The organism is Streptomyces sp. BK79 (assembly GCF_044142145.1).
In the GTDB taxonomy this organism is placed as follows: Bacteria; Actinomycetota; Actinomycetes; order Streptomycetales; family Streptomycetaceae; genus Streptomyces.
The window spans coordinates 66,762-85,132 of sequence record NZ_JBHVOC010000014.1 but is presented as its reverse complement, the minus strand read 5'-3'; the positions used below and the strand labels follow the sequence as shown (position 1 = coordinate 85,132).

The window sequence follows — 18,371 nt, the reverse complement described above, 5'->3', positions numbered from 1 at the left end:
CCCTGAGGGGGCGTTCACCGCACGCCCTCAAAGGGCGCGGGGCAGTACTGAATGTGCGGCTCCGCCGCGTGGGCGCGACCAGCCACGACGCACCCGCGGCCGCAGACGGATCCGCGACCCCCCTACATCCGGCTCAGGCTCGCCGCCGCGAACAGGACGTCCCTGATCGCCTCGCGGTCGCCCAGCTGCCCCGCCGCCGCGTCCGCCGGAGGCACGTGGCCCGCGGCCAGGCGGCAGAACTCCACGCCGTCCAGTGCGACGTGCGCCACCTCGTGGTCGGCGGAGCCCACCGCGCCGGGGGAGTCGAGCGGGATGAGCCACTCGCCGCCGCCCGAGCCCTCGATCTCCAGCCGCAGGCTGCGCCCCGGCTCACCCGCGGTGACCAGGTGCGGACGGGCGCCGGGCGCGGCCAGCCCGGCCCGGCGGCGGGCCGCGAGCACGCCCGGCAGCAATCGCGCGGCCAGGTCGATCATGCGGTTGAGATGGCGGGCGGAGGGCGGCTCGTACGGATAGTCCACCGCGTCGGCGATGTCCTCCGCGTGCACCCAGCACTCGAAGGCCCGGTCCAGCATGGCGTCGTGCAGCGGCAGCTCGAAGTCGCCGTACGACACCGGCATGCGGCCCGCGTCGCCGGTGAAGGACACGGTCCGGACGATGTCGTGGCTCTGCGCGCGCCAGGGTGCCCGCACCGCCCGGGTGGGCGGGTAGTGCGAGGCGCGCCAGTACGCCTCGGTGCGGTTGGCCGGCGCGGAGGTGGACGCGGTGATGTCGCCCAGCGGGTCGGCGAGGCCCAGGGTGACCGCGACCAGCCCGTCGACCGTCAGCAGGTGCGAGATGACCCCGGCGACGGTGGTACGGCGGCTCGCGGCGCCGTCGGCCTCGAACCAGCGCAGGCGGACCGGCGCGTGCCATTCGGCGTCGCCGATGTCCTGGAGCAGCGCGTCCAGCCGCGCGGTCTCGGCGTCGTACGGCGTCGCCCACGCGGGCACCGGGATGCGCGGCGGGCGCCGCTCCAGGCAGCCGTCGAGGACCCGGGTGCGCAGGGCGGGGTCGAGGTCGAGGCTCTCCGGCCGCTGGAGCAGCGCGACGGCCTCGCGCAGCCGCAGGGCCTCGTCGGCGCAGGCCTCGCACTCCCCGAGGTGCTCCTCGACGGCGGCGGCCTCCTGGGCCGAGCAGGCGGCCAGCGCCCACGCCCCGAGCAGCGACGTCAGCACGTGGTGCTCCAGCGTGACCGTCCCGTCCGGCCCGTCGAGTGGCCCTCCGGCGGCGTCGGAGGGGTCCGCGGGACGGGGGGAGTGCCGGTGCCCGTTCTCCTCGTGCGGGTCGGTCACGCCGCACCCCCGAACCCCGGGGGCGCCCCGGGTGCCCGCGGCGAGGCGGCGTCGCGGGCGGTGGCCAGGAGCTGGAGGCCCAGGCGGAGGCGGCGCCGGGCCTCGTCCTCCGTGACACCGAGGTCGGCGGCGGTCTGGCGGTAGTCGCGCCGCTGGAAGTAGGCCAGCTCCAGGGCGGCGCGCAGCGGCGCCGGCATGGACTGGACGATGTAGTCGGCGCGGGCGGCGACCGAGGCGTGGCGCACCCTGCTCTCCAGCTCCTCGGCGGTGCCCGGCCCGCCGCGGGCGAGCGCGGCCGTCCCGGTGTGGCGCAGCCGCTGCACGGCGAGGTGGTGGGTCAGCGTGGCCACCCACGTACGCAGCGGGCCCTGCCTCGGGTCGTAGGAGTCCGGATGCTCCCAGACGTGGGCGAAGACGTCGCGCGTGACGCGGTCGGCGGCCCGCTCGTCGTCCAGGACCCGGTGCGCGAGACCGTGCACGAGCGAGGCGAACCGGTCGTAGAGCTCGCCCAGGGCGGCGGCCTCCCCGCGCGCCAGGCGCTGCTGCATCTTGCGGTCCCAGCGCAGGGGTACGTCCCTCTTCGCCATGCCGCCCCTTCACCCCCTGTGCGTGTCCCTGCTCGGTCCGTGCGCGTTCCGTACGTGTCCCGCTCCAGCCTGCGGCCACCGTCCTCCCGAATGTAGTCGGCACGTCCGACAGCGCACGCCCCTTTGTGTCAATGCGCGCCCCCGGCGGTGCGCAGGTGATAGAGCCTCCTGACGTCTCTCTCAGCCTCTGCCGGGTGACCGGATACGATCGAACAGGATCGAAACCGTGCGAATCAAGCCTCTTTCGATCGGGCCCCGTTTCCGCCCCGGCGTTTGCGGGCACTGCCGGTGGGCAGGCGCGCGGCCAAGAAGCGTAAGCATGGCTTCCGTTTCGGTTGATTCCGGACGTACCGACGGATGAAGGGCATGGTGGTGACGTTCAATGTGACCGGCGGCGAGCGTGGCGATTGGGCCGTGCTCCAGGTGTCGGGCGAACTGGACCTGGTGACGTCACCGGTGCTGCGGCAGCGCGTGCACGACGAGGTCGCCGAGGGGCGGCACAGTCTCGTCCTGGATCTCTCCGAGGTCCTGTTCTGCGATTCCAGCGGGGTCGGCGTACTGATCGCCTCCCGGCGGCTCATCCGCTCCTGCCAGGGCCGGCTGCGCCTGATACTGCCGGCCCAGGGAGCCGTCGACGGCTCCCACGTCAACCGCGTCCTCGGCGCCCTCGGGGTGCGCCGGCTCTTCGACGTCCACCCCGACCTCGCCTCGGCGACCGGCGACGAACCGCGCCCGCTCTCCGCGTAGACGGCACCCGGCGCCGCTCCCGGCGTCGTACGCTCCGAGCGACACGCAGACCGACGACGTGAGGCGGCCGGAGAAGAACATGGTCAACAGCGAGTACGAACGCAGGATCGCCGCGCGGTTCGACATCTTCGACCAGGACGGCAACGGGCACATCGACCGCGCGGACTTCAGCGGTGCGGCCAAGGCCGTGCTCGCCGAGTTCGGCACCGCCGCCCGCTCCGAGCGGGGGCAGGCCCTGTACGGCGGCGCGGAGGCGCTGTGGCAGGGCATGGCCGGCATCGCCGACCGGGACGGCGACCAGCGCATCACCCGCGCGGAGTTCGTCTCCGGAGCGGTCAAGCGGCTGCGGGACAACCCGGACCGGTTCGCCGAGATCGCCCGCCCCTTCCTGCACGCGGCCCTGGACGTCGCGGACGCCGACGGCGACGGAGCCGCCACCGTCGAGGACGCGGCGCGGGTGCTCGCCGCGCTGGGCGTGCCCGAGGAGGCCGCCCGGTCGGTCGCCGCCGCGCTCGACGCGGACGGGGACGGCAAGGTGGGGGAGGATGAGATCGTCCCGGCCTTCGCCCGCTACTTCACCGTGCCCGAGTAGCACCCGCCGAACAACGGGTCCGACGGGTCCGACGGGTCCGACGGGTCCGACGGGTCCGACGCGCGGACGCACGGGTGGGCGGACGCACGGGTGCGCGGGCGCGCAGGTGTGCGGATGTCGCGGATCGTGGCGCCGTGCCGTCACGGAGCGTTGATGCCGGGCCGTTTCCGCCGGGTGACCCGTCACGGCCCGGAGTCGGTGCCACACTCCGGTACCTTGTGGGGGATGCGAGTGGTCCCGAGCGCCTGCCGCGCCGGAGCCGCCCCTGGGGCGGCTCCGGAACCGGCGGTGTGCGCCCTGCCCCGCAGGGTGGAAAGGCCGCCGGCCACCGCCTGTTCGACTTCCCGGAACGGGCGTCGCACAGTATGCCGCACGGGTACTCCTTCGCGCTGGAATATGCCCGAAGCGCTTGTTGACGTGACTGTACGTCAACCATGCTGTCCCACACGGGATTCACGTTCCGTGATCCCTGGCCCGGCCGTTGTTCTGGCCATGCAGAGAATGGCTACGATCGTGGCCCTCATGAGGCGCGAGCCTTTGTGTCCGCCGGTTCGGATGGTGTGAGCGGTGCAGGTGCTTCAAGTACAGCTGGAGGTACGGCCCGACCCCTCGGAAGTGGGGCGCGCCCGGCGGTGGGCGCGTTCACGGCTGGCGGGGGCCGGAATACAGGCCGACGAGCCACTCGCCGAGACGCTGGTGCTGCTCGTCTCGGAACTGGTCACCAACGCCGTGGTGCACACCGGCCGTTCGGCCGTGCTGCGGCTGGTGCTGCCGGGGAAGGCGACGGGGGAGGCCGGGGATCCGGCCGGGGAGGCGACCGTCCGCGTCGAGGTGGACGACGCCAGCGACCGGGCACCGGTGCCCCGTTGTGTGGACGGCGAGGAGACGGGCGGCCGGGGACTCGCGCTCGTCGACGGCCTCGCCGACCGCTGGGGCTGGAGCCGCGAGGGCGCCGGCAAGCGCATCTGGTGCGAACTGGACCGCTGCGCCGAGCGCGAGGACACCGCGCCGGCCTGCGGGAAGGGCGGCGGCGCGGTGGCGTACGAGGGGTTCGCGTTCGAAGTGGTGTAGTGACCGTGGCGCGAGAGGACGCCCGGGGCACGGCGGCCCGGCCTGTCCCGGACCGTGCGGCTGTGCGCCGGGGCGTGCTTCCGTGCGCGTGCCGGGCGAACGGGGCGTAAGGGATGAACCACCCCGCGCCGGTTGACGGATCGTGACCGATTCCTCACGCTTGTAGGCAACGATTCGCCGCGAGGGGACGACGAGGGTCCGGTGACGGGATCCTCGACGAGTGTGGGTCGTGATTCGGCGGCGGTTTCCTCGGGGGCTACGGGAGCCGGGCGGGAGCGCCGGAGTCGGGTGGCGGCGCGCGATGCCATGCTCGGGGCGGACAGCGCCGCGCCGCCGGCCGACGACCGATCTGCGTGGCGGGGGTCGTTCATTGTCCACAGGCTGTGGACGCGTCCGTCCGGAAGGTCCGTCGGTACGCGGTGGGGGTGACCCCGAGCGCCGCCTGGAGGTGCTGCCGCATCGACTGCGCCGTGCCGAAGCCCGCGTCGCGCGCCACCTGGTCGACGGAGAGCGCGGTGGACTCCAGCAGGTGCCGGGCCCGTTCGACCCGCTGCTGGGTGAGCCACTGACCGGGGCTGACGCCCACCTCCTCGCGGAAGCGGCGCGTGAAGGTCCGTACGGACATCGACTCCTGCTCCGCCATGTCCCGCAGCTGGATCGGCTCCTGGAGGCGGCCGAGGGCCCAGGCGCGGGCGCCGGTCGTGGAGGACTGCTGCGGATCGGGCACCGGCCGCTCGATGAACTGCGCCTGCCCGCCGTCGCGGTGGGGCGGTACGACGGTGCGGCGGGCCACGTCGTTGGCGACGGCCGTGCCGTGGTCCCGGCGCACGATGTGGACGCACAGGTCGATCCCGGCCGCGACCCCCGCCGAGGTGAGCACGTCGCCGTCGTCGACGAACAGCACGTCGGCGTCGACCCGCACCTTCGGGAACAGTCCCTGGAAGTGCTCGGCGGAGGCCCAGTGCGTGGTCGCCGGGCGGCCGTCGAGGAGTCCGGCGGCGGCCAGGACGTACCCGCCGGTGCAGATCCCCACCAGGCGGGTGCCGGGCCGGACGCGGGCGAGCGCGGCGGCCAGTTCCTCGGTCAGGACGCCCTTCTCGTGCACCGGGCCCAGCTCGTAGGAGGCCGGGACGACGATCGTGTCGGCCTCCTCCAGGGCCTCGGGGCCGTTCTCGACCAGGATCGCGAAGTCCGCGTCGGTCTCGACGGGCCCCGGCGGACGGACCGAGCAGGTGACGACCTCGTAGAGCCGGCGTCCGTGCTCGTCCCGGGCGCGCCCGAAGATGCGCTGCGGGATGCCCAGTTCGAAGGGGAGCAGGCCGTCGAGGGCGAGGACGACGACGCGGTGCCGCCGGGGGGCTGGGGGCGTACGGTCCGGCGTCATGGCCCGATCCTAGCGAACCCTGACTTCCGGGCCACTCGATCGGGCGGAACCCGTGCCCGAAGCTCATGACGTGACCCAGACAACCGACGCCGCCGCCGATGCCGTACACCAGCCGGAGCCCGGCCGCCCGCGCCGCCGCGCCCGGGTGCACCGCGCCTGGTGGGTCGCCGCCGTCACCTTCGTGACGATCATCGGCGCGGCCGCCTTCCGTTCCCTGCCCGGCATCCTCATCGATCCGCTCCACCAGGACTTCGGCTGGTCGCGCGGCACCATCGGCGCCGCCGTCTCCGTCAACCTCGCGCTCTACGGGCTCACCGCGCCCTTCGCCGCCGCGCTCATGGACCGCTTCGGCATCCGGCGCGTGGTCGCCGTCGCCCTGGTCGTGATCGCGGTGGGCTCGGGCCTGACCGTGTGGATGGAATCCGCCTGGCAGCTCATCCTCTGCTGGGGCCTGCTGGTCGGCCTCGGCTCCGGCTCGATGGCCCTGGCCTTCGCGGCCACCGTCACCAACCGCTGGTTCACCGAGCGGCGCGGACTGGTCACCGGCGTCCTCACCGCCGCCTCCGCCTCCGGACAGCTGATCTTCCTGCCGCTGCTGTCCTGGATCGTCGAGACGTACGACTGGCGGCCCGCGGCCGTCACGGTCGCGCTGGCCGCCCTCGCCGTCGTCCCCTTCGTGTGGCTCCTCCTGCACGACCACCCGGCGGACGTGGGCCTCGAGCCGTACGGCGCCACGGAGTTCGTGGCCAAGCCCGCACCCGTGCCGGGCGCCGCCCGCCGCGCCCTGCGGGTCCTCTTCTCCGCCGCCCGCACCGGTCCGTTCTGGCTGCTGGCCGGCACCTTCGCGATCTGCGGCGCCTCGACCAACGGCCTGATCCAGACCCACTTCATCCCCGCCGCCCACGACCACCACATGCCGCTGACGACCGCCGCGTCGCTGCTCGCCGTGATCGGCGTCTTCGACGTGGTCGGCACGATCGCCTCCGGCTGGTTCACCGACCGCTTCGAACCGCGCCGCCTGCTCGCCGTCTACTACGCCCTGCGCGGCGTCTCCCTGCTCTTCCTCCCCCTCCTGCTCGCGCCGAGCGTCCACCCGCCGATGATCTTCTTCATCGTCTTCTACGGCCTCGACTGGGTCGCCACCGTCCCGCCCACCCTCGCTCTGTGCCGCGAGCAGTACGGCGACGACAGCGCGATCGTCTTCGGCTGGGTCCTCGCCTCCCACCAGGTCGGTGCCGCCCTCGTCGCCTTCCTCGGCGGCGTCGCCCGCGACCGGTTCGGCTCCTACGACGTGGTCTGGGTCGCCTCCGGCGCCCTGTGCGCGGCGGCGGCCCTGATGGCCCTGGTGATCCGGCGCCGACCGGAACCGGTGAGCGTGCTGTCGTAGCCGGGCTGTCGTGGCCGCGCTGTCGTGGCTCGGGCCGCTCAGCCCGGCAGCCGGGAGACGTGGTTCGCGTGGCGCTTCTCCACCGCCCGGGCGATGCGGACCGCGTCGATGGCCAGTTCGCGGAGCATGCCGCTGATCGGGTTGGTGAAGCCGGTGAAGTAGAGGCCCGGGGCGTGGTGCGGGGCGTGGGGGCCGCGCGTGACCGGTCTGCCGCGGGCGTCGAGGACGTCCAGGTGGCCGACCAGCGGCTCCAGGCCCCGCAGGTAACCGGTGGCCGCGATCACCGCGTCCGGTGCGAGGCGGGTGCCGTCGGCCAGGAGTACCTTGCCGTCCTCGAAGCCGGCCACGGCGGCCACCACCTCCACCCGGCCCCGGCGCACCGCGTCGATCAGGCCGACGTCCTGCACGGGGATCGCGCCCTCGGACGCCCGGGTGAGCAGGCCGGTGTCCGGGCGGGGCAGGCCGTGGGCCGACAGGTCGGGCGTGCTGATCCGGGCCAGCGGCCGGGCCAGCCGGTCGACGAGACGGGCCGGCAGCCGCCGGGCCAGGACGCCGTTGTGCTGGGCGGGCCAGCCGGCCGTGGAGCGGCGGACGATGTGCGGCGCGGTGCGCACGGACAGCCGTACCCGGGCCGCCCCGCCCTCCACCAGGTCCACGGCGATCTCGGCGCCGGTGTTGCCGGCGCCGACGACCAGGACGTCCCGGCCGGCGTAGGGGGACGCGTTCCGGTACTCGGCGGCGTGCCGCAACTCGCCGGTGTACGCGTCCCGGCCGGGCCACCGCGGAACGCGCGGGGTGTGGTTGTGGCCGGTGGCGACCACGACGGCGGCGCCGGTCAGTTCGCGGCCGCCGGAGGCGTGCAGCAGCCAGCCGGTGCCGTCGGGCGCGGGCTCGACGCGGAAGACCTCGACGCCGGTGACGATCTCCAGCTGGTGGTGCTCGGCGTACTTCTCCAGGTACCGGATCACGTCGTCCCGGGCCACCCACCGGCCGAAGCGGCGCGGCATCGGCAGGCCGGGCAGCGCCGACAGGCGGCGGGTGGTGTGCAGGCGCAGCCGGTCGTAGTGGCGCCGCCAGGAGTCGCCGACGTGGTCCGCGCGCTCCAGGACGACCGCCCGTATGCCGCGCGCCCGCAGGGCCTGGGCGGCGGCGAGGCCACCGGGACCGGCGCCGATGACGTACACGGGGCGCTCCGCGGGGTGGGCGGGACGCGGGTCGGTGGACGCTGGGGAGTCGGGCATGCGGCGAGCGTAATCAAGCCCTCGCTTGATGGGTCTCGGTCAAGACCGGAATCGGTTGCGGATCGGTCACGACCGCCGGGACACCGCCTCGACACCGCCGGGAAACCGACGGGCCCCGCCCCGAGGGCGTCGGCTTGAATGGCCCGATGCCCCACACATCCCTGCACACCCTCGCCCCGACCCTCACCGAGCCGCGCGGACACGGCCTCCACCTCCGGTCCTGGGACGCCGGCTCCGACGCGGACGCGCAGACGTGGCTGCGCGGCATCCTGGACCCCGACTTCCAGCGCTGGAACACGCCGCTGAAGCTGTGGAGCGACCTCGCCGGCGCCCGCGAGTCGCTGCGCGCCCGGGCCAGGGAGGCCAGGGAGGGCCGGTCCGCGTCGTTCCGGATCACCGACGGGGACAGCGGTACGACGCTGGGGCACCTCGGCGTCAACGAGATCAGCCTGCCGCTGAAGCTGGCCCGGGTCGGCTACTGGGTGCTCCCCGAGGCCCGCGGCCGGGGCGTCGCCACCCGCGCCCTGCTCCTCGCCTCGCGCTGGGCGTTCACGGAACTCGGCCTGCACCGCCTGGAACTGGGCCACGCCGACGGCCACACCGCCTCCTGCCGGATCGCCGAACGCTGCGGATACGCCTACGAGGGCACGCTGCGCGGAGCGATGTTCGAGGCCGGCCGGCACGACGGGTTCCGCGACGCCCACCTGCACGCCCGGCTCGCGACGGACCCGGAGCCGCCGGCGCCCGACGTGCGCTGACCGCCGCTCACGACCGCCCGCTCACGGCCACAGCAGCCGCGTGCCCCAGCCTCCGTCCCCGGCCCGCCGGTAGGCCAGCCGTACGTGGCGGCGGCGGGCGTCGCCCTGGAAGAACTCCACCTCGTCGGGGAGCAGCCGGTACAGCGTCCAGGTCGGCACGGGCACGTCCGGCTCCCGCCCGGCCCGCTCCCAGGCCGCCCGCGAGGCGCGGTCCAGCGCGTCCGGGGACTCCAGGTCCTCGCTCTGCCGTCCGGTGAGGGCGGCGGCCACCGCACCGGTCGACCGCGCGTGCAGGTCGGCGTGCGCCTCGGCCGCCGGGGCGACGGAGACGGGGCCGCGGACGCGCACCTGCCGGCCCAGCACCGGCCAGTAGAAGACGAGCGCGGCGTACGGGCGGGCGGCGAGGTGGCGGCCCTTGCGGCTGCCGGCGTGCGTGGCGAAGGACCAGCCGTCCGCGTCCGCGCCGTGCAGCATCACGATGCGGGAGTCCGGCAGGCCCTGGGCGTCCGAGGTCGCCAGCGACATGGTGTGCGGCTCGGTCTGCCCGGCCGCCACCGCCTCGGCGAACCACCGGGTGAACAGCTCCAGCGGGTCGCCGGGCGCGGTGGCCGGGTCGAAGGGCGGCAGTTCGGTGGCCTCGGGCGCCCACACCCGCAGTGACCTCAGCAGTTCGTGCAGCTCGGTTCCCATGGGCCGATTGTGCGGGGTCTCTCGTCAGCTCTCACACCGAGCCGAGGTCGGAGGAGACCCACCGCTCGGGCCGCATGCGCACGATGACCTGCTCGCCGTGGTCGGCGGCGGCGAAGGCGACGTATCCGTCGACCTTGTCGGCCGGGAGGTAGCGGGCGGAGATCTCCCGCAGGTCCCGCTCCGTGGCGGGGACCGTCTCGACGACCGGCCCCTCCACCGACACGTAGCGGATCGTCGGTTCCAGCCGGTCCACCATCAGGGAGAACCGTCCCGCCGCCTTGATCAGCCGGTTCTTGCGGCTGTCGAGGCCGGTCATGATCCACACGTCGCCGCCGGGCTCGTACTGGTACCAGATCGGCACGGTCAGCGGGGCGCGGCCCGCCTCCGCGTCGACCGCCAGCGCGGCGATGCGGGGTTCGGCCAGGAACGTCTCGCGCTCTTCGCGGGTCAGGGCCATCGCGGTCTCCTCCAGCGGGTACGGGCGTCGGTGCTTTGCTCAACAGCGGCCGGACGCGGGGCTGTTCCCCTCACGGGGTACGGCGGTGGTCCGGGGAGCCGGACGGAGCCGGACGCCGGCTGCGCGGGGCGCGGGGTGCGGGGGCCGCGGAACGCGGTGGGCGCGGGGATCACGGGGCGCGAGGCACGCGCGGGGATGCGGGGCGGGGCGCGAGGGTCAGGACGCGGGACGCGGGACGCGGGACGCGGGACGACGCGGACGGCGCGGACGACGCGGGGCGCGGCGGGGATGACAGGCTGTGCGGGGCGTACCGCCCGGCGTACTGTCCGGCGGTGCTACTTGGCGGGCTTCTTGCCGGTGACGCCCAGGTACGTCAACAGGGCCAGGCTGGGCCTGAGTTCCGCCTGCTTGACGCCCCAGGCGGAGAACCCCTTCTGGTGCGAGGCCGCGGCGGCCAGCATGACGACCAGGGAACCGGCGATGGCCGCCGGGTTCACGTCCTTGTCGACCCGGCCCTTGGCCTGCAGCTCGGCGACGGAGTCGGCGAGGGAGGCGTTCACCGAGTTCAGGATCTTCATCCGGAGCTTGGAGAACCGCTTGTCGCCCTCGGCCGCGCCCAGGTCGACGACGCGGAGGATGGCGTCGTTCTTCCGCCAGAACTCCAGGAATCCGTCGACGAGTTCCTGCGCCGTCTGCCAGCCCGCCTTGCCGGTCCACGCGCGGCCGGCCGTCAGCTCGGCCAACCCGGCGCTCTCGGCGGCGGTTTCCTCGGCGATCTCCAGGACGGCGCCCTCGACGTCCGGGAAGTACTGGTAGAAGGTCGCGGGCGAGGTGCCGGCCTTGCGGGCGACATCGATGACTTTGACATCGCGGTAGGGGGAGGAGCTGAGCATGTCGCTGAGGCAGTCGAGCAGTTTCTGCCGGGTCGCCTGCCCACGTCGACCGGCCACGCGGCCGTCGACGGTACGCACTTGTCCTGTCATGCCGTCAGCTTACCGACGGGGGATCCGAGCGCGATTCGGCCGACTGCAAATGGGGTGCGCGGGCGGAGAGAGGCTGGTGTGCCTGGTCTGCGCGGTGCGGGCGGCGCGGTTACGTTGACGGCATGGCCGAAAACGGTGCGTCCGCGAAACGGACATCCAGCGACCCGTCCGCCACCTCCCCCGCGCCCTCCCGGAAGTCCCCCGCCGCCCCCGCGGAAGGCGTCCCCTGCTGGGTGGACGCCCAGCTCGCCGATGTCGAGGCGGGCAAGCGCTTCTACGGCGGTCTCTTCGGGTGGACCTTCGAGGAGGGGGAGGAAGGGGAGGAGGAGACGGCGGGGGAGACCGTATGGGCGCGGCTGGACGGGGAGCCCGTCGCCGCGCTCGTACGCAAGACGGACGGCCGGATGCCCACCGTGTGGTCGGTGTACTTCCACACCCCGGACGCGGCGGCGCTGGCCGGGCGGATCCGGGCGGGCGGCGGCCAGATCGTCACCCCGCCCCACCCGGTCGGCGGCCTGGGCACCACCGCGCTCGTCGCCGACCCCGAGGGCGCCGTCTTCGGCCTCTGGCAGCCGGGCACCCACCCGGGCTTCGGGCGCCGGCACGCACCGGGCACCTTCGCCTGGGCCGAGCTGTACACCCGGGACACCGAGGCCGCCAACGCCTTCTACGGCGACCTGTTCCACGACGCCCTCTTCGGCCCGGACGCGGCCCCCGACTTCGGCCGCGCCCCGGTCCTGGGCGTCTTCCCCGCCGAGATGCCGCCGCACTTCCTCGTCCACTTCCTGGTCCGGGACGCCGAGGCAGCGCTCGGCACGGTGGCCCGGCTCGGCGGACGGGTACGGGTACCGCCGTTCGAGACGTCGTACGGCGGGGTGGCCGTGGTCTCCGACGACCAGGGGGCGTCGTTCGCGCTGCTGCAACGCTGAGACCGCCCGAGATGACGCTGAGACCGCCCGAGATGGGGCGAGACACCCCGATTGTCCCCAGGTTCGCCACCAGCGGCTCGGACAGGAAGAATCAGGGTGCGTGCCGCCACGGAGCTGCGGTGGTGAGACGCTGCACTTCGGTCGCGTGCATATGTGGGTGGCGCGGCTCGTACGGGGAGGTGGCAGGCAAGTGGTGGATCAGCTGACGCAGCACGATCCGCGGCGGATCGGGCCGTTCGAGGTGCTGGGCCGGCTCGGGGCCGGCGGCATGGGGCTGGTCTATCTCGCGCGCTCGGCGTCCGGCCGGCGCGTGGCGATCAAGACGGTCCGCACGGAGCTGGCGGAGGACCAGCTGTTCCGCGTCCGCTTCACGCGCGAGGTGGAGGCGGCCCGCGCGGTCTCCGGCTTCTACACGGCGGCGGTCGTCGACGCCGACCCGCGCGCGGCGGTCCCGTGGCTGGCCACGGCGTACGTCCCCGCACCCTCCCTCGAGGAGATAGTGAACGAGTGCGGGCCGCTGCCGGCCCAGGCGGTGCGCTGGCTGGCGGCGGGCGTCGCGGAGGCGCTCCAGTCGATCCACGGCGCCGGGCTCGTCCACCGCGACCTGAAGCCCTCCAACGTCCTCGTCGTCGAGGACGGCCCCCGCGTGATCGACTTCGGCATCGCGTCCGGCGTCTCGAACACCCGCCTGACGATGACGAACGTCGCCGTCGGCACCCCCGCCTACATGTCCCCGGAGCAGGCGAAGGACTCCCGCAGCGTCACCGGCGCCAGCGACGTGTTCTCGCTCGGCTCGATGCTGGTCTTCGCCGCCACCGGGCACCCGCCCTTCCACGGTGCCAACCCGGTCGAGACCGTCTTCATGCTGCTGCGCGAGGGCCCCGACCTCGAAGGCCTCCCCGACGAGCTGCGCCCGCTCATCGAGTCCTGCATGCAGATGGAGGCCACGGCCCGGCCGGGCCCGGCCGACCTCCAGGCGCAGCTCGCGCCCCACCTGTTCGGCTCCGGCTCGGACGACAGCGGTACGGCGTCGGCGTGGCTGCCCGAGCGGGCGGTGGGCCTGATCGAGACGCGCCGGGGAGGCCGCGCCGTGGCCAAGCTCGCCACGACGGCCGGCGGCCGCGGCGGCGGTGCGGCCGGTGGCGGCGCCGGTGCCGGTGCCGGTGGCCCGGCCGGCGCCCGGCCCGCCGTCCCCGCGCCTCCGCTCCCGCCGCCGCCCTCGCACGACCCCGTCGTACCGGCGCCGCCCGTGCACGCCCCGCCGGTGCCCGCGCCCACCGGCGCCCCCGACAACGGCCCGGTCCGGCTGGCCGGGGCCCCCGTGCCCATCGGGCCGGGACCGCGCGTCGCCGACATGCGCGCCGCGGCCGTCGCGGCGCCCCCGCCGGAGTCCGCGCTCGCCGCGTCCTGGTCCCGCCCCCGCCCCGGTGTCAACGGCGCCGACGCCGCCGTACCGGCGCCATCGGCCGCTCCCGCCGCACCGCCCGAGGCGTCCCCGGCGGGCTGGCGCCCCTGGCGCTTCCGCATGTCCAACGACGTCTGGGGCACGCCCTCCGTCGCCGGGGACCTGGTCTACGTCACCTCCTTCGAGGTGCACGCCCTGGACGTGGCCACCGGACGCCGCCGCTTCAAGACCCGGGACGTCGCCTGGTCGATGGCGGTCGCGGACGGCCGGGTCCACGCCTCCGACGGCCCGACCCTCTTCGCCCTGGACGCCCGCGAGGGCGCCGACCTGTGGCGGGTGCGGACCGACGCCTGGGTGTACTCCCTCCAGGCCGGCCGGGGCACCGTCGTCACCGCCACCCGCGGCGGCGGCGTCCAGGCGTACGAGGCGTCGGGCGGCCAGAAGCTGTGGGAGATCACCGGCTGCCAGACCGACTTCGAGTCCCCGGAGGCGGGCGCGACGCTCCACGACGGCACGGTGTACGTCTGGCAGGACGCCCGGCTGCGCGCCCTGGACGCCCGGACCGGCGACGAGCGCTGGTCGTACCCGATCGGTGACGCCGCCTCCTGCGGCGGCGTCCCGGTCCGGGTCGCCCCCGCCCCCGACGGTTACGTCTATGTCTGCGCGGGCACCCGCGTGCTGGCCCTGGAGATCGCGTCCGGCCACGTCCGCTGGCACTTCGAGGCCCCGGCGGTCTTCCTCGCCCCGCCCGTCTTCGTGCCGGGCCCCGCGGTGACCGGCGGCGGCGTCTACCTCGCCGACTACCTCGGCACGGTCTACGCCCTCGACGCCACCGACGGCCGCGACCGCTGGCGGATCGCGACCGAGGCCCGTTCCTCCACCGACCCGGTCCTGGTCGCCGCCGGCCACGTCCACGTGGGCAGCGGCAAGGGCCTCTACACCCTGGACGCGGTGACCGGCACCCCCAAGTGGCGTTTCCAGGCGGGCGGCGACATCGTGGGCGCTCCCGCGGTCGCCGAGGGACGCATCCACTTCGGCTCCACGGACCACCTGCTCTACACCCTCAAGGCCGACGACGGCCGCCTCCGCTGGAAGCTGGCCACGGGCGGCGAGATCACCGGCTCCCCGGTGGTGCGGGACGGCATCGTGTACGCGTGCAGCAAGGACCGCTGCGTCTACGCCCTGGACGCGGAGAAGGGCACGGGGACGGCCCGCACGACGTGAGCCGGGGGGAGCCGGGCCGGGCGGGAGCGGGCCGGGCAGGAGCGGGCCACCGGAGCCGTCCGCTCCTGTGACCCGCTCGCGTCGGCCCGCTGCCCTCGGACACACGTCGGCCGCGGCGGCTCCCCCTCCGCGCCGCCGCGGCCGATCCCCCGTGGGGCGGGACGGTCTACTTGCCGTCGCCGTCCAGGTCCAGCGCGGGCGGCGCCGGCATGGCGTTGTCCATCGTCGTGACGGCGTCCTTCGCAGGCGGCGTCGGCATGGCGTTGTCGAGCGTGGTGACGGCCGTGTCCTTCGCCGGCGGCGTGGGCATGGCGTTGTCCTGCGTGGTGGCCTGCGCGTCCTTGGTCTGGTCGCTCATGTCTTCAGTCCTTCGCTGCGAAGTCGGCGGGTGAGCAACGCCCGCCCGGTAGCTCCCCCGCGGGCCGCCGGACGGGCGTTCGGAGCCGCACGATACTTCCCGGGCTCCCGGTCACCGCCTGCCCCCCGACGCGACGGTGACGGGAACCACACTGCCCGAGGCCGATAAACGAACGCTGAACGCCCGTATCCGCCCCGCGAGCCGGGTCGCTCAGGCGGCCGTCAGCGGGGTCAGCAGGGCCCGCACCTCGGCCGCCTGGGGCGCGCCGCACTGCTGGTACAGGTTGAGGGCCTCCTGCCAGCAGGCCCGGGCACGGTCCGCCTGCCCGAGCGCGGACAGCGAACGCCCCAGCAGCGTCAGGACGTTGCCCCGCATGCGGTCACCGCCGATGCAGCCGAGCGCGAGGGCCTGTTCGGCGTGCCGGGCGGCCTGCGCGGGACGGCGGGCCGCCAGATGCACCTCGGCGACCCGGAAGTGGGTCGTGCCCTGCCACAGCCGCTGCCGGTGCTCCTCGAAGATGCGCAGGGCGTCGGTGAACTGGCTGAGGGCGTCGCCGTGCCGGCCGGCCGCGGTCAGCGCGACGCCCAGGGTGAAGTGGCCGTTGGCCAGGCGCATCGTCCGGCCGATGTCGAGCTGCGCGGTCAGTCCGCGGTGCGCGATGGCCACCGCCTTCGCGGTGTTGTCCATGCCCAGGTGGGCGCGGGAGAGGTTGCACAGGCTGAGCGCCTCGCCGGCCCGGTTGCCGGCCGCCCGGTAGCCCTCGATGGCCTGCTCCAGGAACGCCCGCCCGTCCGCGTACCGGCCCTGGTGCAGGCAGATGAGCCCGCGGTCGTTGGCGACCCAGCTGACGGCGGTCGAGTCCCGCGCGGACTGGGCCAGCGCCATGGCCTTCTCCGCCTGCTCGCCCGCCTGCTGGATCCGCCCGGAGACGAGCAGCACGTTGGTGAGGGTGGTCCGCGCCCTGCCCTGCGCACGCGGGTCCCCGGCGGCGGCGGTGGCGTCGCACATCGCCCTGGCCGTCGCCTCGTACTGGCGGGAGTCGGCCCCGGACTCCGTCAGGTCCTTGGCCGCCCACAGCAGGTCCACCGCGCGCCGCAGCCGGTCCGTCCCCACCGACTGCCGTACGCAGGCCAGCAGCGGCGCCGCCTCGCTGTACAGCCAGTCCAGCGCCGCCGACCCCTCGGTGAACGTCAGCCCCGGGTACTCCGTCGGCTCCAGGCCGTCCACCAGCCGGTCCCCGGGCCGCTCGATGGCGTAGACGCCCGCCGCCGTGGCCAGGTAGAAGTCCAGCAACCGCGACAGCGCGGCCCCCCGCTCGCTCGGCGGGTGCTCGTCGCGTTCCGCGCAGGCACGCGCGTAGAGCCGGACCAGGTCGTGGAAGCGGTAGCGGCCGGGCGCCGCCGACTCGAGCAGCGAGGTGTCCACCAGGGACTCCAGGAGGTCCTCGGTGTCCTCCGGGGGGAGGTCCAGCACCGCCGCCGCGGCCGGCAGGGAGAGGTCCGGGCCGTCGGCCAGCCCGAGGAGCCGGAAGGCCCGGGCCTGGGCCGGTTCCAGCTGGCCGTAGCCCAGTTCGAAGGTGGCCTCGACGGCCAGGTCGCCGGCCTGCAGCTCGTCCAGGCGGCGCCGCTCGTCCGCCAGTTTCGCGGCGAGGACCGCGACCGTCCACGTGCGGCGGGCGGCGAGGCGGGAGGCCGCGATGCGGATCGCCAGGGGCAGGAAGCCGCAGGCCCCGACCACGTCCAGGGCCGCCGTCCGTTCGGAGGCGACCCGCTCCTCGCCCACGATCCGGGTGAAGAGCGTCAGCGCCTCCTCCGGGGACATCACGTCCAGGTCGACCAGGTGCGCCCCGGCGAGGCCCACCATCCGCACCCGCGAGGTCACCAGCGCCGCGCAGCCCTCCGTGCCGGGCAGCAGCGGGCGCACCTGGGCGGCGTCCCGGGCGTTGTCGAGGAGGACGAGGACGCGGCGGCCGTCCAGGACCGAGCGGTAGAGGGCGGCCCGCTCCTCCAGCGAGTCGGGGATGGCGGAGTCGGCCGTGCCCAGGGCGCGCAGGAAGGCGCCCAGCACCGTCTCCGGTTCCGCCGCCCGCGCGCCCGCGCCCTGGAGGTCGACGTAGAGCTGTCCGTCGGGGAAGGCGGCCCGCGCCTGGTGGGCGACGTGCACCGCGAGGGTGGTCTTGCCGACGCCGCCGATGCCGGCCAGGGCGGAGACCGCCATCACGCGGCCCGCGCCGGCGTCCCCGGACGCCGAGGACAGGACGTCGCTCAGCTCCCGCACGAAGGACACGCGTCCGGTGAAGTCCGCGACGGTGGCGGGGAGCTGGGCCGGGCGGACCGGCGGCGGTGCCGTCCGGGCGGCGGCCGGTGCCGGCGGTTCGGCCAGCGCCGGGTCGGCCTGGAGGATGCGCTGCTGGAGTTCCTGGAGGCCGGGGCGCGGGTCGACGCCGAGTTCGTCGGCGAGCAGGCGCCGCGTGTCCGCGTAGACGGCGAGCGCCTCGGCCTGGCGGCCGCTGCGGTAGAGGGCCAGCATGAGCAGTTCCCGCAGGCGTTCCCGCAGGGGGTGCGCCGCCGTGAGGGCCGTCAGTTCCGAGACGGCCTCCGCGTGGCAGCCCTGCTCCAGGTCCATGTCGAGGCGGGTCTCCAGGAGTTGCAGCCGCCACTCCTCCAGGCGGACGCGTTGCGCCTGCGCGTAGGGGCCGGGGACGCCTGCCAGCACCTCGCCGTCCCACAGCGCCAGCGCGCGGCGCAGCACGTCGCGGGCGTGGCACAGGTCACCGGCGCCGCGCGCCTTCTCCGCCTCGGCGGCCAGGTCCTGGGCCGCGGCCAGGTCCAGCGCCCCGTCGGCCAGACCCCGCACGGCGTACCCGCCCGACTCGCTCACCAGGACGCCGGGGTCGAGGACCTTCCGCAGCCGGGACGCGTACGTGCGGACCGCCGCCAGCGCCTGCGACGGCGATTCCTCGCCCCACAGGGCGTCGATCAGCTCGGCGGCCGTGGCCGTACGGCCCTCACGGAGCAGCAGCGCGGCCAGCAGGGCGCGCTGCTGGGGGGAGCCGGTGGCCAGCGGCTCGGTGCCGCGCCAGGCGCGCACGGGGCCGAGCACACCGAAGCGCAGCGCCGCCGATTCCTCCGGTTCCGCGGCGGATCGGAGACGCCGCTGCTCCGGAATCCGCGGTACACCGTCCATGCAGTCCCCCTAGACATCCTGAGCAACCAGGTCAGTTTGCC

At 74.9% G+C, this 18,371-nt stretch carries 16 protein-coding genes; 7 read left to right on the top strand and 9 right to left on the bottom strand.

Features of this window, described 5'->3' with window-relative positions:
• Positions 1-122: 122 nt before the first annotated feature.
• Together ACFIF2_RS18940 and ACFIF2_RS18935 are read right to left on the bottom strand one after the other, a co-directional pair.
• Positions 123-1,331 (bottom strand): maleylpyruvate isomerase N-terminal domain-containing protein, encoded by a 1,209-nt coding sequence (locus tag ACFIF2_RS18940; RefSeq protein WP_395574071.1) that lies wholly within the window; start codon positions 1,329-1,331, stop codon positions 123-125.
• Entirely contained in the window at positions 1,328-1,918 is a 591-nt protein-coding gene (locus ACFIF2_RS18935) for a sigma-70 family RNA polymerase sigma factor (RefSeq protein WP_395574069.1), read from the bottom strand. The genes ACFIF2_RS18940 and ACFIF2_RS18935 overlap by 4 nt, the downstream gene beginning before the upstream one ends.
• Before the next feature lie 366 nt (positions 1,919-2,284).
• Here ACFIF2_RS18935 and ACFIF2_RS18930 point away from each other — a divergent pair, with 366 nt between their 5' ends.
• The 3 genes from ACFIF2_RS18930 to ACFIF2_RS18920 all read left to right on the top strand — a co-directional run bounded on the left by ACFIF2_RS18930 (position 2,285) and on the right by ACFIF2_RS18920 (position 4,328).
• Positions 2,285-2,665, top strand: coding sequence for an STAS domain-containing protein (locus ACFIF2_RS18930; protein ID WP_189233881.1), 381 nt, complete (start codon positions 2,285-2,287; stop codon positions 2,663-2,665).
• A 79-nt stretch (positions 2,666-2,744) separates the two neighbouring features.
• Complete coding sequence (locus ACFIF2_RS18925; protein WP_395574067.1) at positions 2,745-3,257, top strand: EF-hand domain-containing protein; 513 nt, start codon at positions 2,745-2,747, stop codon at positions 3,255-3,257.
• A gap of 567 nt (positions 3,258-3,824) precedes the next feature.
• Positions 3,825-4,328: an ATP-binding protein gene (locus ACFIF2_RS18920; RefSeq protein ID WP_395574065.1), complete on the top strand. Its 504-nt coding sequence runs from the start codon at positions 3,825-3,827 to the stop codon at positions 4,326-4,328.
• Positions 4,329-4,695: 367 nt separating this feature from the next.
• On the opposite strand, the gene ACFIF2_RS18915 is transcribed toward ACFIF2_RS18920, so the two are convergent.
• Positions 4,696-5,712, bottom strand: coding sequence for a GlxA family transcriptional regulator (locus tag ACFIF2_RS18915; RefSeq protein WP_395574063.1), 1,017 nt, complete (start codon positions 5,710-5,712; stop codon positions 4,696-4,698).
• A gap of 70 nt (positions 5,713-5,782) precedes the next feature.
• On the opposite strand from ACFIF2_RS18915, the gene ACFIF2_RS18910 reads away from it, so the two are divergent.
• Positions 5,783-7,099, top strand: a complete 1,317-nt coding sequence (locus ACFIF2_RS18910; RefSeq protein WP_395574061.1) for an MFS transporter — start codon at positions 5,783-5,785, stop codon at positions 7,097-7,099.
• 38 nt (positions 7,100-7,137) lie between these two features.
• Here the strand turns inward: ACFIF2_RS18910 and ACFIF2_RS18905 are convergent, their stop codons facing one another.
• Entirely contained in the window at positions 7,138-8,340 is a 1,203-nt protein-coding gene (locus ACFIF2_RS18905) for a flavin-containing monooxygenase (protein WP_395574059.1), read from the bottom strand.
• 146 nt (positions 8,341-8,486) lie between these two features.
• Here ACFIF2_RS18905 and ACFIF2_RS18900 point away from each other — a divergent pair, with 146 nt between their 5' ends.
• The gene (locus tag ACFIF2_RS18900) at positions 8,487-9,098 is read left to right on the top strand and encodes a GNAT family N-acetyltransferase (RefSeq protein ID WP_395574057.1); all 612 of its coding nucleotides are present in this window, start codon (positions 8,487-8,489) and stop codon (positions 9,096-9,098) included.
• Positions 9,099-9,119: 21 nt separating this feature from the next.
• Here ACFIF2_RS18900 and ACFIF2_RS18895 read toward each other — a convergent pair whose 3' ends face one another.
• The 3 genes from ACFIF2_RS18895 to ACFIF2_RS18885 all read right to left on the bottom strand — a co-directional run bounded on the left by ACFIF2_RS18895 (position 9,120) and on the right by ACFIF2_RS18885 (position 11,228).
• Positions 9,120-9,788, bottom strand: coding sequence for a pyridoxal 5'-phosphate synthase (locus tag ACFIF2_RS18895; protein ID WP_395574055.1), 669 nt, complete (start codon positions 9,786-9,788; stop codon positions 9,120-9,122).
• Positions 9,789-9,819: 31 nt separating this feature from the next.
• Positions 9,820-10,245 (bottom strand): pyridoxamine 5'-phosphate oxidase family protein, encoded by a 426-nt coding sequence (locus ACFIF2_RS18890; RefSeq protein ID WP_395574053.1) that lies wholly within the window; start codon positions 10,243-10,245, stop codon positions 9,820-9,822.
• 335 nt (positions 10,246-10,580) lie between these two features.
• Positions 10,581-11,228 (bottom strand): TetR family transcriptional regulator, encoded by a 648-nt coding sequence (locus ACFIF2_RS18885; RefSeq protein ID WP_395574051.1) that lies wholly within the window; start codon positions 11,226-11,228, stop codon positions 10,581-10,583.
• Positions 11,229-11,350: 122 nt separating this feature from the next.
• On the opposite strand from ACFIF2_RS18885, the gene ACFIF2_RS18880 reads away from it, so the two are divergent.
• Positions 11,351-12,157, top strand: coding sequence for a VOC family protein (locus ACFIF2_RS18880; protein WP_395574049.1), 807 nt, complete (start codon positions 11,351-11,353; stop codon positions 12,155-12,157).
• Positions 12,158-12,347: 190 nt separating this feature from the next.
• Positions 12,348-14,786 carry a PQQ-binding-like beta-propeller repeat protein gene (locus ACFIF2_RS18875; RefSeq protein WP_395574047.1) on the top strand — a complete coding sequence of 813 codons (2,439 nt, stop codon included), beginning with the start codon at positions 12,348-12,350 and terminating at the stop codon, positions 14,784-14,786.
• A 166-nt stretch (positions 14,787-14,952) separates the two neighbouring features.
• Here the strand turns inward: ACFIF2_RS18875 and ACFIF2_RS18870 are convergent, their stop codons facing one another.
• Both ACFIF2_RS18870 and ACFIF2_RS18865 read right to left on the bottom strand, forming a co-directional pair.
• Positions 14,953-15,144, bottom strand: coding sequence for a hypothetical protein (locus ACFIF2_RS18870; protein ID WP_395574045.1), 192 nt, complete (start codon positions 15,142-15,144; stop codon positions 14,953-14,955).
• Positions 15,145-15,354: 210 nt separating this feature from the next.
• Positions 15,355-18,330 carry an AfsR/SARP family transcriptional regulator gene (locus tag ACFIF2_RS18865; RefSeq protein ID WP_395574043.1) on the bottom strand — a complete coding sequence of 992 codons (2,976 nt, stop codon included), beginning with the start codon at positions 18,328-18,330 and terminating at the stop codon, positions 15,355-15,357.
• Positions 18,331-18,371 lie beyond the last annotated feature (41 nt).